The following is a 14610-nucleotide window of genomic DNA, read 5'->3' as shown; positions in this document are numbered from 1 at the left end:
CGACATGCGCGCATTGATACAAAGGGTGTCCGAGGCATCGGTCTCGGTCGAGGGGGAAGTCATCGGCCAGTGCGGGCCGGGGCTACTGGTGCTGGTCTGCGCCATGCAGGGCGACGACGACTCGCACGCCGAGCAACTGGCGGCCAAGATTGCCAAGCTGCGGATCTTCAAGGATGACGCGGGCAAGATGAACCGGTCGGTGTTGGATATCGGCGGCTCGGCCCTTGTGGTCAGCCAGTTCACCTTGGCCGCCGACACGTCGCGCGGGAACCGGCCCGGATTTGCGGCGGCGGCCGATCCGGCAACCGGTGAACGCCTGTACGAACACTTTGCCCGCGCGCTGGCCGCGCTTGGGGTTCCGACCGAAACCGGGTCTTTCGGTGCAAATATGGCGGTGTCCCTGGTCAATGACGGCCCGGTCACGATCTGGATGGACATGTGATGACGATGCAGGATCAGGCGATCGCGATCTGGAAGGCGGGCGTTGCCGCCGTTGACGGCTATGGTGCGGTCAAGGCGGCACTGCCCGATGTTCCCCGCCCCGATCAGATTCTGGCGGTGGGCAAGGCCGCGGCGGCGATGATGAACGCGGCGCAGGACCATTTCGGTAAAACACCGGGCCTTGTGGTCACGAAAGACGGCCATGCCGAAGGTCTGCCGTCGCATCTGCAGGTCATCGAAGCCTCTCACCCCGTGCCCGATGCCCGCAGCCTGAAGGGCGGCCAGGCTCTGCGCGCCGCGGTTCAGGCCATGGAGCCCGGCACGCATCTGTTGCTGCTGGTCTCGGGCGGTGCGTCCTCGCTGGCCGAGGATCTTGTGCCGGGGGCCACCCTCGAAGATCTGGCGCGGCTGAACGAGCAGCTGCTGTCCGAGGGGCTGGACATCACCGCCATGAACGCCCGCCGGCGCGAGATGTCGCGGATCAAGGGCGGCGGTCTGCTGGCCGGTTTCGGCGGAGCACGCGCGACGGTCCTGGCCATCTCGGACGTGCCGGGGGACGATATCGGCGTCATCGGATCGGGCATCGGCGCCCTGCCCGAAGCCCCTCAATTCGAATCGAGTGTCGAGATCATTGCCTCGAACGCCCATGCGCGCCGCGCCGCAGCCAACGCAGCACATGCCGCCGGAAAGGAAATTCTGGCTGAGGAAGAGGCCCTGCACGACGACTATCTGTCCGTCGCCGCAGATATCGGGGCGCGGCTGCGTCAGATGCCGCCGGGCGCGATGATCTTTGGCGGAGAGCCGACGGTCGTCCTGCCCGAAAACCCGGGCCGAGGCGGGCGCAACCAGGCGCTGGCACTGGCGTTGGCGCGCGAGATTCAAGGATGCGAGGGGCTGTGTGTCGTGGTCGGTGGAACCGACGGCACCGACGGGCCGACTGATGCGGCCGGCGGTGTCGTGACCGGCGCGACATGGGCCGATGGGGCGGACCAAGCCTTGCGCGAGGCCGATGCGGGGACGTTCCTTGACCGGGTCGGTGCTCTGCTGGTGACCGGCCCCACGGGAACCAATGTCATGGATCTGCTTGTCGCAACGAAGGAATGAATTGACGCTTTTCCTCGCACACCATCCGCCGATGCGCCTGAGACTAGGCACATGACTCAGGCGAAGAACTCACTGGCCGAGATCGAAGACGTTCCGGATCAGGGCATCATTCTGTCGGACGGCTGCCGCCTGTCGGCGCGGATCTGGCGTCCTGTCGATGCGGCGCAGCGCCCGGTGCCCGCCATTTTGGAATACCTGCCTTATCGCAAGCGCGACGGCACGACGGCGCGCGATGCCCTGACCCATCCCTGGTTTGCCAAACGGGGTTACGCCTGCATCCGCGTCGACATGCGCGGCAACGGCGACAGCCAGGGACTGATGGAGGATGAATACACCCAGCAGGAACTGGACGACGCCGTCGAGGTGATCGAGTGGCTAGCCCAACAGCCATGGTGCAGCGGCGCAGTCGGGATGATGGGGATCAGTTGGGGCGGCTTCAACGCGCTGCAGGTGGCGGCGCTGCAGCCCGCACCCTTGAAGGCCATCATCACCTTGTGTTCGACCGCCGACCGTTATGCCGATGACATCCACTACAAGGGCGGCTGCCTGTTGAACGAGAACCTGGGCTGGGGGGCGACCATGTGGTCGTACTCGTCCCGCCCGCCCGACCCCGCGTTGCGTGACGACTGGCGCGAGATGTGGTTGCAGCGGTTGAAGGCAGAACCCTTCCTGCCCTCGGTCTGGCTGCGGCACCAGACCCGCGATGCCTATTGGCGGCATGGGTCTGTCTGCGAAGACCCCGGAGCGATCCGGGCCGCGACACTGGCGGTGGGCGGCTGGGGCGATGCCTACAAGAACACGGTGCCCTGGCTGGTCGAAAACCTGACTGCGCCGGTCAAGGGGATCGTCGGTCCCTGGGTGCACAAATACCCGCATTTTGCCGTCCCCGAACCTCGCATCGGCTTCCTGCAAGAGGCGCTGCGCTGGTGGGACCGATGGCTGAAGGACAAAGAGACCGGAGTTGAACAGGACCCGGCCTATCGCGCCTATCTGATGGATGGCTTGCGCCCGGCGCGCTGGTATGCCGAGCGCCCGGGCCATTGGATCACCGAGGATGCCGGCGCCACGTCCCACCTGCCGACGGTCACCCTTCCGCTTTCCGATGCCGGGCTGGGTAAGGACGGCCCCCTGGATACCAAAATCCGCTCGCCGCATCATTGCGGCATGGATGGCGGCGAGTATTGCGCCATCTGGCTGGGTCCGGACATGCCGGGCGACCAGCGGGCAGATGACGCTCTGTCCTCCTGTTTCGACACGACCCCTCTGACCGCAGATCTGGAAATTGTCGGTGCCCCGCGCCTGCGCTTGAAGCTGAGTGTCGACAAGACACAAGCCCAGATTGCCGTTCGGCTGAACCACATACACCCCGACGGAGCTGCGACTCGGATCACCTATGGTGTATTGAATCTGACCCATACGGAGGGGCATTCCTCCCCCAAAACGTTGATACCCGGACAGGTCTACGACATCGAAGTGGTGCTGGACCACGTCGCCTACCGGGTTCCCAAGGACCACAGCCTGCGCGTTGCCGTCTCAAGCGCCTATTGGCCGCTGATCTGGCCTTCGCCGGAAACAGCGGAGCTCCACCTGACAGGCGGCACGTTCACGATCCCCCAGCGCGACAGGTCGGATCGGGATGAATGGCAATTTGCCCAGCCCGATGCGGACTCTCCGTGGCAAGTGACCCAATTGCGAGAGGCGACCCATGCGCGGCGCGTCGAAACAGACATGACGACCGGCGTCATCGATCTGGTCATCGAAGATGATTTCGGCCTGGTCGAAGACGCGGATCATGGTCTGGTCAGCGGCGGAACCGCTTTTGAACGGTGGTCCATCCATCCGGACGATCCGCTGAGCGCGCGCGGCCGCTGCGAATGGGTACAAGAGACCCGGCGCGACGGCATCCAACTGCGAACCGAGGCCAATTGCGAGATGTGGTCGGACCGATCCAACTTTCATCTGCGCGCGACGCTTGATGCCTTTGAAAACGATGTGAAGATTTTTTCCAAAACCGTGGAGGACACCATACCTCGTGATCAGATGTGATTTTGCTGGTGGCAAGTCCCCGAGATTTGACCTTGCCCGCCGCGACGAAATGCGCCAACGTTGACTCATGCGTCAATAAAAAGCCCGTAAAACGGGCACACAAAACACTCAACTGGGAGATATCCGAATGAACGAACAACTCACTCACATGGCCAGCCAAGTGACCGCCGGGAAACTGACCCGACGTGAATTCATGGGGAAGGCAGCCGCATTGGGTGTATCGGCTGCCATGGCCAGCACCGTCTTCGCCGACGCGGCCCGCGCCGCTGGCGCCAAGAAAGGTGGCGATCTGAAACTGGGCCTGCAGGGCGGTGAATCCACGAACTCGCTGGACCCGGCCACCTATGCCAGCTCGGTTCCGTTCCAGAACGGCAAGCAGTTCGGTGACCAACTGGTCGAAGTCGCCCCCGACGGCACGATCGAGCCGCGCCTTGCCGAAAGCGTTGAAGGCAGCGCCGATGCCAAGGTGTGGACGTTCAAACTGCGTCAGGGGGTCGAGTTCCACAACGGCAAGACCATGACCAGCGAGGACGTGCTGAAAACGATGCAGCGCCACTCGAACGAAGATTCGAAGTCGGGCGCGTTGGGCATCATGAAGGGCATCGAGTCGATGAAGGCCGATGGCGAATATTTTCAGGTCACCCTGAACGAGCCGAACGCCGATCTGCCTTACCTGATGGCCGACTATCACCTGATCATCCAGCCGGACGGCGGAATGGACAACCCGGGCGCCGGTATCGGCACCGGTCCGTACAAGCTCGAAGCGGACGAACCCGGTGTGCGCCACCTGTTCACCAAATTCGAAAACCACTGGAACCCGGATTTCGGCAACTTTGACAGCGTCGAAGTTGTGGTCATCAACGATGCCACGGCCCGGACGGCTGCGCTGCAGTCGGGTCAGGTCCACGCGATCAACCGGGTTGAGCCCAAGGTTGCCGACCTCTTGGGTCGTGCGCCCAACCTGACCGTACATTCCACAGCAGGTCGCGGCCACTACGTGTTCATCATGCATTGTGACACGGCGCCGTTCGACAGCAACGAGCTGCGGACCGCTCTGAAATATGCGATCAACCGCGAAGAGCTGGTCGAGAAGGTACTGCGCGGCTATGGCTCGGTCGGGAATGACATGCCGATCAACGCAGCATACCCGCTGTTCGATGAGACGATCCCGCAGCGTGAGTTCAGCGTCGAAAAAGCCGCGGAACACTACAAGAAGTCCGGTCATGACGGGTCGCCCATCATCCTGCGTGTGGCCGACGGAGCCTTCCCTGGCGCCGTCGATGCCGCAGCCCTGTTCCAGCAGACCGCCCAGCAGGCCGGCATCCCGCTTGAGATCAAGCGCGAGCCGAATGATGGCTACTGGTCCGAAGTCTGGAACGTACAGCCGTTCTGCGCGTCCTACTGGGGCGGCCGTCCGGTGCAGGACCAGATGTACGCAACTGCCTACCTGTCCACCGCCGACTGGAACGACACCCGGTTCAAGGTCAAAGAGTTCGACGACCTGCTGTTTGCCGCGCGTGCCGAGCTGGATCCGGCAAAGCGCAAGGCCATCTACAGCCAGATGGGCATGATGGTCCGTGACCAGGGCGGCCTGATCTGCCCGATGTTCAACGACTTTGTCGAAGGCATCAGCAACCAGCTGGATGGCTGGGAGACTGATCCGACCCAAGAGATGATGAACGGCAACATGTCCCGCAAGATGTGGTTCGTCTAACTCGGATCGACAGGTATGCATCCTATCATCAAACTGGTTTCCCAGCGCCTGGCGCTGGGATTCCTCTTGCTGTTTGGCGCTTCGGCCCTGATTTTCGGGTTGACCGAGGCCCTACCCGGAGACGCCGCGCAAGCCGTCCTGGGGCAGTCCGCCACCCCTGAATCCCTTGCCAACCTCCGTGAGGAGATGGGGCTGAACCGTCCCGCCTTGACCCGGTATTTCGAATGGCTTGGCGGAATTGTCCAAGGTGACATGGGCACGTCCCTGACCAACAAGCTGGACATCGCCGAGTCGGTCAGCAACCGATTGGGCAATACGTTGTTTCTTGCCTTCTGGGCGGCCATCGTCTCGGTGCCCCTTGCAATTTTTCTTGGCCTCGTCGCGGTACGCTACCGCAACCGCTGGCCCGACAAGCTGATCTCAGCCGTTACTCTGACGACAATCTCGATCCCGGAATTCCTGATCGGCTACGTCCTTGTCTATTTCATCGCGGTCAAGCTGGGCATGTTCTCGCCGCTGGCGATGATCAATGACAGCATGTCCTTTTGGCAAAAGCTGAACTCGATCGCGCTGCCCGTCATCGTGCTGACCATGGTGGTTCTGGCGCATATGATGCGCATGACTCGCGCGGCGATCCTGAACGTGATGCAGTCGGCCTATGTCGAAACGGCCGAACTGAAGGGCCTGAGCAACTTCAAGGTCATCTGGCGCCATGCCTTCCCGAACGCCATCGCCCCCATCGTGAACGTGGTGATGCTGAACCTGGCCTATCTGGTCGTGGGTGTCGTCGTGGTCGAGGTGGTGTTCGTCTATCCCGGCATGGGACAGTACCTTGTGGATCACGTGACCAAACGCGACGTGCCGGTGGTTCTGGCCTGCGGGGTCATCTTTGCCGCCATCTATATCGGGCTGAACATGGTTGCCGACATCGTCGCGATCCTGGCCAACCCAAGGCTGAGGCACCCGAAATGAAGAACATCCCAATCTCTGCAATGATCGGGCTGGCCTTCACCGCCCTGTATTTCATCGTCGCCGTCTTTGCGCCCTTCCTGGCGCCCTACGGCATGGCCGAGGTGGTCGGCGACGTGTGGGAGCCCTCGAGTTCGCAATTCTGGCTGGGCACCGACAATATCGGCCGCGATCTTCTCAGCCGAATGATCTATGGCGGGCGCACCACGATCTTCATCGCCACCGCCGCCACCATCCTCAGCTTCGTCACCGGTTCGATCCTGGGCTTTCTGGCGGCCGTGCTGGGAGGCTGGGCCGATCAGGTGATGTCGCGGACCGTGGACCTGATCATGTCGATCCCGTCGCTGATCACGGCGCTGGTGGTTCTGGCGATGGTGCCGGTCACCATCCCGGTTCTGATCGTGGTCATGGGCCTGCTGGACGCCACCCGCGTCTATCGTCTGGCCCGGGCCGTGGCCGTTGACATCGAGGTCATGGACTATGTCGAGGCCGCCAAGCTGCGCGGCGAGGGCCGCGGCTGGATCATCTTCCGCGAGATCCTGCCCAACGCGCTGTCCCCGCTGGTGGCCGAACTGGGCCTGCGCTTCATCTTCATGGTGCTGTTCGTCTCGACCCTGTCGTTCCTGGGCCTGGGCGTTCAACCTCCGCTGGCCGATTGGGGCGGTATCGTGAAAGAAAACAAGGACGGCATCGTCTATGGCATCGGCGCGGCGCTGTACCCGGCGGTGGCCATCGCCACGCTGGCCATCTCGGTCAACCTGGTGGCCGACTGGATCCTGAACCGCACCACATCGCTGAAAGGAGGCCGGGGATGAGCGATACCCTTCTCAAGGTCCGTGACCTCAAGATCGGCGCAACCGTCTACCCGCCGGGCGAAAAGCCCCGCGACATCGAAATCGTGCACGGGGTCAGCTTTGACCTCGAGCGCGGCAAGGTGCTGGGGCTGATCGGGGAATCCGGTGCGGGCAAATCGACCATCGGGCTGGCATCGATGGCTTATGGCCGGGGCGGCGTTAAGATCACCGGCGGTGAGGTCTGGGTGAACGGGCGCGACATCCTCAAGACGTCGCTGTCGGATATCCGCAAACTGCGCGGCGGCGAGGTGACCTATGTGTCGCAATCGGCGGCGGCGTCCTTCAATCCCGCCAAGAAGATCATGGATCAGGTGGTCGAAGCCGCGGTCGAGCAGAAGAAGTTCAGCCGCAAAGAGGCCGAGGCCCGTGCGCGTGAGCTGTTCGCCAAGCTGGGCCTTCCCGACCCGGACAACATCGGCAACCGCTATCCGCATCAGGTCTCGGGCGGGCAGCTGCAGCGTTGCATGACGGCGCTGGCGCTGTGCCCCGAGCCGGATCTGGTGGTGTTCGACGAACCCACGACCGCGCTCGACGTGACCACCCAGATCGACGTCCTGATGGCGATCAAAGAGGCCATCCGCGACACCGGCGTGGCCGCGCTGTACATCACCCACGATCTGGCGGTAGTGGCGCAGGTCAGCGATGACATCATGGTGCTGCGCATGGGCGACACGGTCGAGTACGGCACCACCGACCAGATCATCAACAACCCGCAGGAAGAGTACACGCAGGCGCTGGTCTCGGTCCGTTCGATCGAACACGAGGAAAAACAGCCTACGCCCGAACCCGTGCTGCAGGTCGATGGCATCACGGCCCGCTACAAGGGGCTGAACTTCGACGTGCTGCACAACGTCAATGTCGAGCTTCATCCGGGGCAGACTCTGGCGGTCGTGGGGGAATCGGGGTCGGGCAAGTCCACACTGGCCCGGGTGATCACCGGCCTGCTGCCCCCGCGCGACGGCGAGATCACCTTTGCCGGGCGCAAGCTCAGCCCCGATCTGGCCGGACGCTCGCGCGAGGACCTGCGCGAGTTGCAGATGATCTACCAGATGGCCGATGTTGCGATGAACCCGCGCCAGACGGTGGGTACAATTATCGGCCGGCCGCTCGAGTTCTACTTCAACATGCGCGGCACCGAGAAGCGCAAGCGCATCGTTGAACTGCTGGACGAGATCGAACTGGGCGAAAGTTTCATCGACCGGTACCCGGCCGAGCTGTCCGGCGGTCAGAAACAGCGTGTGTGCATCGCCCGCGCGCTGGCGGCCAAGCCCAGGATGATCATCTGTGACGAGGTCACCTCGGCGCTGGATCCGCTGGTGGCGGACGGCATCCTCAAGCTGTTGCTGGACCTGCAGAAGATCGAGGACGTGGCCTATCTGTTCATCACCCATGACCTAGCGACGGTGCGCGCGATCAGCGACAGCATCGCCGTGATGTATCAGGGACGCGTGGTTCGCTATGGGCCCAAATCGCAGGTGCTGAGCCCACCGTTCGACGACTATACCGACCTGCTGCTCAGTTCGGTGCCGGAAATGCATCTGGGCTGGCTGGAAGAGGTCGTGGCCCACCGCAAGATGGAGAGCGCCGGCAACTGATGCCGCTGGCTGTGCAAGCCGACAAAACACTCTGAAATCCCGACACTTTGTTTCTATCGAAGTGTCGGGATTTTCTCATTCCGGGCGGGAACAGGCAGCCTTGGCTGAGCGAATCTCCTAGGGTGGGCCCAACAAGTGATCCAACACGAGGGCCATGCGATGGACCGCAAGCTTCTGCTCATCATTCTCGACGGGGTTCCCTGGCGCAATTTCCGCCGGCTATTCGGCAACTTCGAGGGCTGGGTCGACAGCGGCGAAGCGCGGGTTTGGAAGCTGCGTTCGGTGCTGCCTTCGATCTCGGCCAGCTGCTATGCCTCGATCCACACGGGCGTGACACCGCAGGAGCATGGCTGCACCGGAAACGGCAACGTGTTCCGTCTGGACCACAAGGACATCTTCAGCCAGGTGCGCGAGGCCGGCGGCGTGACCGGGGCGGTGACCCACAGCTTCTGGTCGCAGTTCTTCAACCGCCACCCTTTCGACTATGTGCGCGACATCGAATACGACGAGCCGGACAGCGCCACCATCAACCACGGCCGCTTCCACTCGATGACGGGCTATGGCAAGGCCAACCAGATGACGCCGTCCGATGTCGACCTGTTCGCGACCCTGACCAACCTGTGCCTGCGGTTCGGGCTGGATTACGGCATTCTCCATACCTGTACGCTCGACAGCATGGGCCACCGCTTCTACCACGAATGTGAAGAGATGGATCACGCCTGCTTCGTCATGGACGAGATGCTGGCCCCTTTCATCCCCCGCTGGCGGCAGTTGGGATACGAGGTGATCGTGACCGCCGATCACGGCCAGGACGAGCGCGGCCACCACGGCGGGCGCAGCGCGCTGCAGCAGGAAACGGCGCTGTACTACTTCGGCGATGCCGAGGGTCCCGATGCGGAAACGGTCATTGACCAATTACAGTTGGCGCCCACGATCCTGACCCGCATGGGCGCACCGGTGGCCGAGACGATGAAGGCCAGGCCGTTCCTGCGCTGAGCGCGGTCAGTCGTAGTTCCACAACCCCTGCCCCAGCGCCTCGACCGCGATCGAGATCCGTTCGAAGCTGTCGGCGGCGCGGGTCACCGAATGGCGGGCGCGCAGGTAGCCATGCACGAGGCCGGCCTCGTTGATCCAATGCGCCTGCCCGCCGGCGGCGGTGATTTTGGCGCAGTACGCGGCTCCGTCATCACGCAGGGGATCGCAGTCGGCGGTCACCACCACCGTCGGCTGCAGCCCGGAAAAGTCTGTATCGTGCAGCGGGGCGAATGTGGGGTCATGTTCCGGGACGGCGCCGCCACACCGGACTTTTTCATAGAACAGGACCTCGTCGCGCGTCAGCATCGGGGCGTGGGCGTGTTCGATATACGATCCCTGGTTCGGGTCGCCACCCAAACCGGGATAGATCAGAACCTGCCCCAGGATGTTCCCGATGCGCCCGCGCGCGTGATGGGCGACGGCTGCGGCCAGGCTTCCGCCCGCGCTGTCCCCGGCCAGAACCAGCGGATCGCCGAATTCGGATTCCACCCAGTTCACCGCGGTCCAGCAATCCTGGAACTGCGCCGGATGAACATGTTCAGGACACAGGCGGTAGTCGGCCGCCACCACCCGATAGCCGGTTTGGGCGCACAGTTCGGCGCAGACGTCATCGTGGCTGTCCAGCCCGCCCACGACGAACCCGCCGCCATGCATGTAGACGACGGTTCGGGTGGGATCTCCGCAGGAATAGATGCGCACCCCGACCCCATCGGCCGAGCTGTCCCGCGTTTCGACGCCCGGTGGACGCGGCTGCCGAAACGCGCGGCACATGTCGTCATAGACGCGGCGCTGGTCCTCGATGGACCGATCCACCGCGTCTTCGGGATAGCTTTCGGCGGTGCGCCGGATGAACGCCCAGGTCTCCTCGTCGATCAGACGTTCATAATCCATTGCCCCTCCGGATCAGTCGGCCCATTCCCACGGCCGGGTGAAGTTGCCCAGCACCTGGTTCACATCGTCCTCGGATGCGCCGTTCGCGTCAAGCTGCGCGACAAGGCCGCGCTTTTTGTCGTCGATGACCGACACGACTCGCGCCGGTACGCCGGCGGTTTCCAACGCCTGGTTGTAGACCCGCGTGATCGCCTGTTTGCGCAGCTCGGGCTTGAAGACCTTGCCCACCGCCGTCTTCGGCAGTTCGGGCAGAATGGTCATGTGCTTGGGATGCGCCGCGCGTTCGTGCACGTGCACCTTGCAGTATTCCAGCAGTTCTTCCTCGGTCACGCTGGCGCCTTCGACCAGTTCGACAAAGGCACAGGGAACCTCGCCCGCATGGGCGTCGGGCTGGCCGATGGCACCGGCAAAGGCCACCGCGTCATGGCCCAGCAAGGCCTCTTCGATCTCGGCCGGGTCGATATTGTGGCCGCCGCGAATGATCAGATCCTTGGCCCGGCCCGTGATCCACAGATACCCGTCCGCATCGAACCGGCCCAGGTCGCCGGTGCGCAGGTACTTGTCGAAATAGTAGAGATCGACGTTTTTGTCCTCCTCGGTATAGGTGTTCCCGGCATAGACACCCGGGTTCGACACGCAGATTTCGCCCACTTCGTCCACCGCGCATTCCTTGGGCCCGTCGGGGCTGTCGCGCAGGATCTTGACGTCGGTGTACGGGAACGGAATCCCGATCGAGCCGATCTTCTTCTCGCCATCCACCGGGTTGCAGGACACCAGGCAGGTGGCCTCGGTCAGGCCATAACCTTCGACGATGGTCACACCGGTCGCTTTCTCGAACCGGCGGAACAGTTCGACCGGCAGCGGAGCCGAACCCGAGAAGGCCGTCTTGACGGTCGAGATGTCGGCATCAACCGGGCGCTGCATCTTGGCCGAGATCGCCGTGGGCACGGTGATGATGAACGAAACCTTCCAGCGCTCGATCAGCTTCCAGAAGTTGTCGAACACGCCGTCGCCGCGATACCCGGCGGGGGTCGGGAACACCACATGGGCGCCCGACGACACCGCCGCCATCACGATCACATGGCAGGCAAAGACGTGGAACATCGGCAGCGGGCACATGATCACGTCCTCTTCCGAGAACAGCAGCGTGTGGCCCAGCCACCCATTGTAGATCATGCCGGAATATTTGTGCTGCGCGACCTTGGGCATACCTGTGGTGCCGCCGGTATGGAAATAGCAGGCAACCCGGTCCTCTTTGCTGTCCTCGAAGGTCAGCGTGGTGGGTTGCTTCGCCAGTTCCTTGTTGAAATCCAGATAATCGGCGTGGGCCAGATGCTCTTTGTCGGCCATCTTGGGCCGGACCAAAGGCACGATCCACGATTTCGGCGGCGTCAGGTACCGGTTCAGGTCAATCTCCAACACGGTGTTGACACCCGGCGCGTGGCGCACGGCCTCGGCGACCTTCTGCGCGACGTCCGTTTTCGGGAATGGCTTCAGCGTGACCACGACCTTGGCCTTGGTCTCACGCAGGATCGACGCGATCTGCTCTGGCTCGAGCAGCGGGTTGATCGGGTTCACGATCCCGGCCACCGCGCCGCCCATCATGGTGACCAGCGTCTCGTTGCAGTTGGGCAGCACATAGGCCACCACGTCGTTTTCCTTGACCCCCAAAGAGCGGAACAGGTTGGCCGCCTGGTTCGTCTTGGTCAGCAGTTGCGACCATGTCAGGGTTTCGGCCTTGTCCTTGGGGCCGGACAGGATCTGGAAACTGATCGCGTTGCGATCCGGGAACTTGGCGGCCGTCCGCGAGAGCAGTTGATGGAACGTGACGGGGACGTCGCGGTCCTCCCACGGCATTTCCTGCTCCATTCTCAGTTTGTCTTCCTTGCCCACAAAGGCCATGTGGTTCCTCCCCTTTTTTACCCTGCATTTTTGCAGGCTGTCTTGCGTCCAAGATGTAAGCAAATGCAGCCCTGCGCAAGCGAGGGCTTACCCTCGGGCAAGGGGAAAAAGTAGAATGACGCTACGGCGGTTCGCGAAATGCCCGCGCGTCACTTCACTCGGCGGCCACACCATCGGTGAACTGGAGACGCGCCAGACGCGCATAAAGCCCATCTTGCGCCACCAGATCGTCATGGGTGCCCTGCGCCACGATCCGGCCGTTCTCCATCACCACGATGCGATCGGCCTTTTTCACGGTGGCCAGACGGTGCGCCACGATCAGGGTGGTGCGCCCGGCGCGCATCTGGTCGACAGCGGCCTGAACGGCGCGCTCGCTCTCGGCGTCCAGCGCCGAGGTCGCCTCGTCCAGCAGCAGAACCGGAGCGTCGCGCAAAATCGCCCGCGCGATGGCGATGCGCTGTTTCTGACCGCCCGACAGCATCACGCCGCGTTCGCCGACGAAACTGTCATAGCCTTCGGGCAGGGCCGAGATGAAGTCATGCGCCGCGGCGGCACGGGCCGCGGCCTCGACCTCGGCATCCGAGGCGTCCAGCCGTCCGAACCGGATGTTTTCGCGCGCCGAGGCCGCAAAGATCACCGGATCCTGCGGAACCAGCGCCATGTGCTGCCGGAAATCCGAGCGGCGCATGTCGCCCAGATCGATCCCGTCCAGGCTGACCTGACCGGCCTCGGGGTCATAGAACCGCTGGATCAACTGGATCACGGTCGTCTTGCCCGCGCCCGAGGGTCCGACGAAGGCCACGGTCTCGCCCGGGTTCACTGTCAGCGACAGGTCGTCCAGTGCCAGAACGTCGGGCCGGGCCGGGTAGCGGAAGGTGACGTTGTCAAAGGTGATCTGTCCCTTGACCGGCTGCGGCAGCGCCTTGGGTTGTGTCGGGTCGTTGACCGTATCTTCGGCGTTCAGCAACTCGACCAGCCGCTCGGTGGCGCCTGCGGCACGCTGCAGCTCGCTCCAGATTTCGGAAAGGGCGGCTACGGACCCGGCCATGATGATCGAATAGATCACGAACTGGATCAGCACGCCTTCGGTCATCACGCCGTTGCGCACATCGTTCGCCCCCATCCACAAAACTCCGACGATCCCCGAGAAAACCAGAAAGATCACGATCACCGTCAGAACCGCCCGCGTCTGGATACGGCGCAGGGACACATGGTACGAGGTCTCGGTCATGTCACCGAACTGGCGGCGGCTGGCGTCCTCATGGGTGAACGCCTGTACGGTCTGAACGGCGCCCAGCGCCTCGCCCGCATTGCCCGACGAGGCGGCGATCCAATCCTGGTTTTCGCGGCTGATGACCCTCAGCCGACGCCCGAGAACCAGGATCGGCACCACCACCACCGGGATCAGCAGCAGAACCAGCCCGGTCAGCTTTGCCGAGGTCAGCAACATCAGCACAAGCCCGCCGATGAACATCAGGAAATTCCGCAATGCGATCGACACCGACGACCCCAGAACGGATTGGATCAGCGTGGTGTCCGTGGTGATACGGCTCAGGACCTCACCGGTCATGATGCGTTCGTAGAACGCAGGGCTCATGCCGATGACGCGGTCAAACACGGCTTTGCGGATGTCAGCCACCACACGTTCACCCAACCGGGTCACCAGCATGTACCGGATACCCGTTCCCACCGCCAGCACCGCCGCGATGCCCAGCGCCGCCAGGAAATACCAATCGAGCAGTTCACCGTCTTCGATGCGGAAGTTGTCGACCACGCGCCGCACCGCCAAAGGCAAGGTCAGGGTCATGCTGGCCGTCAGAACCAGCGCCAGCGTCGCCCCAAGCATCAGCAGCCGATAAGGTTTCATGAACGGCCACAAAGAGGCCAGCACGCCCAGCTTCCGGGATCCGGGTCGATCTTCATGAGCACCGGGCGCCTGCACGTTTGCTTGGTTGGCGGAGCGTGTTCTTGCCATGCCTGACCCTTTTTACCTTCTGGGACTCGCGATACGGCTTCTTGGCGGCGCAGGCGCGCCGGGTCAAGGAGACTGCGCGCAATA

The 14610-nt window shown here is 63.1% G+C and carries 11 protein-coding genes; 8 read left to right on the top strand and 3 right to left on the bottom strand.

Annotation, left to right across the window (positions count from 1 at the left end; genetic code table 11):
• The first annotated feature begins 4 nt into the window (after positions 1–4).
• The 8 genes from dtd (at position 5) to ACR0MM_RS09175 (ending at position 9719) form a co-directional block, all read left to right on the top strand.
• Complete coding sequence (gene dtd, locus ACR0MM_RS09210) at positions 5–442, top strand: D-aminoacyl-tRNA deacylase (RefSeq protein ID WP_170369549.1); 438 nt, start codon at positions 5–7, stop codon at positions 440–442.
• Positions 442–1545, top strand: a complete 1104-nt coding sequence (locus ACR0MM_RS09205) for a glycerate kinase type-2 family protein (RefSeq protein WP_480695752.1) — start codon at positions 442–444, stop codon at positions 1543–1545. The genes dtd and ACR0MM_RS09205 overlap by 1 nt, the downstream gene beginning before the upstream one ends.
• Before the next feature lie 51 nt (positions 1546–1596).
• Positions 1597–3591, top strand: a complete 1995-nt coding sequence (locus tag ACR0MM_RS09200) for a CocE/NonD family hydrolase (protein ID WP_480695750.1) — start codon at positions 1597–1599, stop codon at positions 3589–3591.
• Positions 3592–3718: 127 nt separating this feature from the next.
• Complete coding sequence (locus ACR0MM_RS09195) at positions 3719–5305, top strand: ABC transporter substrate-binding protein (RefSeq protein WP_480695748.1); 1587 nt, start codon at positions 3719–3721, stop codon at positions 5303–5305.
• A gap of 15 nt (positions 5306–5320) precedes the next feature.
• On the top strand, positions 5321–6277 hold the full coding sequence (locus ACR0MM_RS09190) for an ABC transporter permease (protein ID WP_170340107.1): 957 nt from the start codon (positions 5321–5323) through the stop codon (positions 6275–6277).
• Entirely contained in the window at positions 6274–7089 is an 816-nt protein-coding gene (locus ACR0MM_RS09185; protein ID WP_149774622.1) for an ABC transporter permease, read from the top strand. The genes ACR0MM_RS09190 and ACR0MM_RS09185 overlap by 4 nt, the downstream gene beginning before the upstream one ends.
• The gene (locus tag ACR0MM_RS09180) at positions 7086–8723 is read left to right on the top strand and encodes an ABC transporter ATP-binding protein (RefSeq protein ID WP_480695746.1); all 1638 of its coding nucleotides are present in this window, start codon (positions 7086–7088) and stop codon (positions 8721–8723) included. Before ACR0MM_RS09185 ends, ACR0MM_RS09180 begins: the two co-directional genes overlap by 4 nt.
• A 159-nt stretch (positions 8724–8882) precedes the next feature.
• On the top strand, positions 8883–9719 hold the full coding sequence (locus ACR0MM_RS09175; RefSeq protein ID WP_480695744.1) for an alkaline phosphatase family protein: 837 nt from the start codon (positions 8883–8885) through the stop codon (positions 9717–9719).
• Positions 9720–9725: 6 nt separating this feature from the next.
• Here ACR0MM_RS09175 and ACR0MM_RS09170 read toward each other — a convergent pair whose 3' ends face one another.
• The 3 genes from ACR0MM_RS09170 to ACR0MM_RS09160 all read right to left on the bottom strand — a co-directional run bounded on the left by ACR0MM_RS09170 (position 9726) and on the right by ACR0MM_RS09160 (position 14526).
• Positions 9726–10649 carry an alpha/beta hydrolase gene (locus ACR0MM_RS09170; RefSeq protein WP_480695742.1) on the bottom strand — a complete coding sequence of 308 codons (924 nt, stop codon included), beginning with the start codon at positions 10647–10649 and terminating at the stop codon, positions 9726–9728.
• Between the two features lie 12 nt (positions 10650–10661).
• The gene (locus ACR0MM_RS09165; RefSeq protein ID WP_480695740.1) at positions 10662–12551 is read right to left on the bottom strand and encodes an acyl-CoA synthetase; all 1890 of its coding nucleotides are present in this window, start codon (positions 12549–12551) and stop codon (positions 10662–10664) included.
• 154 nt (positions 12552–12705) lie between these two features.
• Positions 12706–14526: an ABC transporter transmembrane domain-containing protein gene (locus ACR0MM_RS09160; RefSeq protein WP_170340700.1), complete on the bottom strand. Its 1821-nt coding sequence runs from the start codon at positions 14524–14526 to the stop codon at positions 12706–12708.
• Between the last annotated feature and the right edge of the window lie 84 nt (positions 14527–14610).

It is taken from the genome of Ruegeria sp. BC6 (assembly GCF_056539185.1).
The sequence above is the reverse complement of the archived record's forward strand: the minus strand, read 5'-3'. Positions and strand labels throughout refer to the sequence as shown.

Bases quoted from the DNA above. Each gene is read 5' to 3' on its own strand.
- dtd (WP_170369549.1), top strand. From the start codon at position 5: ATGCGCGCATTGATACAAAGGGTGTCCGAGGCATCGGTCTCGGTCGAG.
- ACR0MM_RS09165 (WP_480695740.1), bottom strand. From the start codon at position 12,551: ATGGCCTTTGTGGGCAAGGAAGACAAACTGAGAATGGAGCAGGAAATG.
- ACR0MM_RS09180 (WP_480695746.1), top strand. From the start codon at position 7,086: ATGAGCGATACCCTTCTCAAGGTCCGTGACCTCAAGATCGGCGCAACC.
- ACR0MM_RS09175 (WP_480695744.1), top strand. From the start codon at position 8,883: ATGGACCGCAAGCTTCTGCTCATCATTCTCGACGGGGTTCCCTGGCGC.
- ACR0MM_RS09190 (WP_170340107.1), top strand. From the start codon at position 5,321: ATGCATCCTATCATCAAACTGGTTTCCCAGCGCCTGGCGCTGGGATTC.
- ACR0MM_RS09170 (WP_480695742.1), bottom strand. From the start codon at position 10,649: ATGGATTATGAACGTCTGATCGACGAGGAGACCTGGGCGTTCATCCGG.
- ACR0MM_RS09160 (WP_170340700.1), bottom strand. From the start codon at position 14,526: ATGGCAAGAACACGCTCCGCCAACCAAGCAAACGTGCAGGCGCCCGGT.
- ACR0MM_RS09205 (WP_480695752.1), top strand. From the start codon at position 442: ATGACGATGCAGGATCAGGCGATCGCGATCTGGAAGGCGGGCGTTGCC.
- ACR0MM_RS09195 (WP_480695748.1), top strand. From the start codon at position 3,719: ATGAACGAACAACTCACTCACATGGCCAGCCAAGTGACCGCCGGGAAA.
- ACR0MM_RS09200 (WP_480695750.1), top strand. From the start codon at position 1,597: ATGACTCAGGCGAAGAACTCACTGGCCGAGATCGAAGACGTTCCGGAT.
- ACR0MM_RS09185 (WP_149774622.1), top strand. From the start codon at position 6,274: ATGAAGAACATCCCAATCTCTGCAATGATCGGGCTGGCCTTCACCGCC.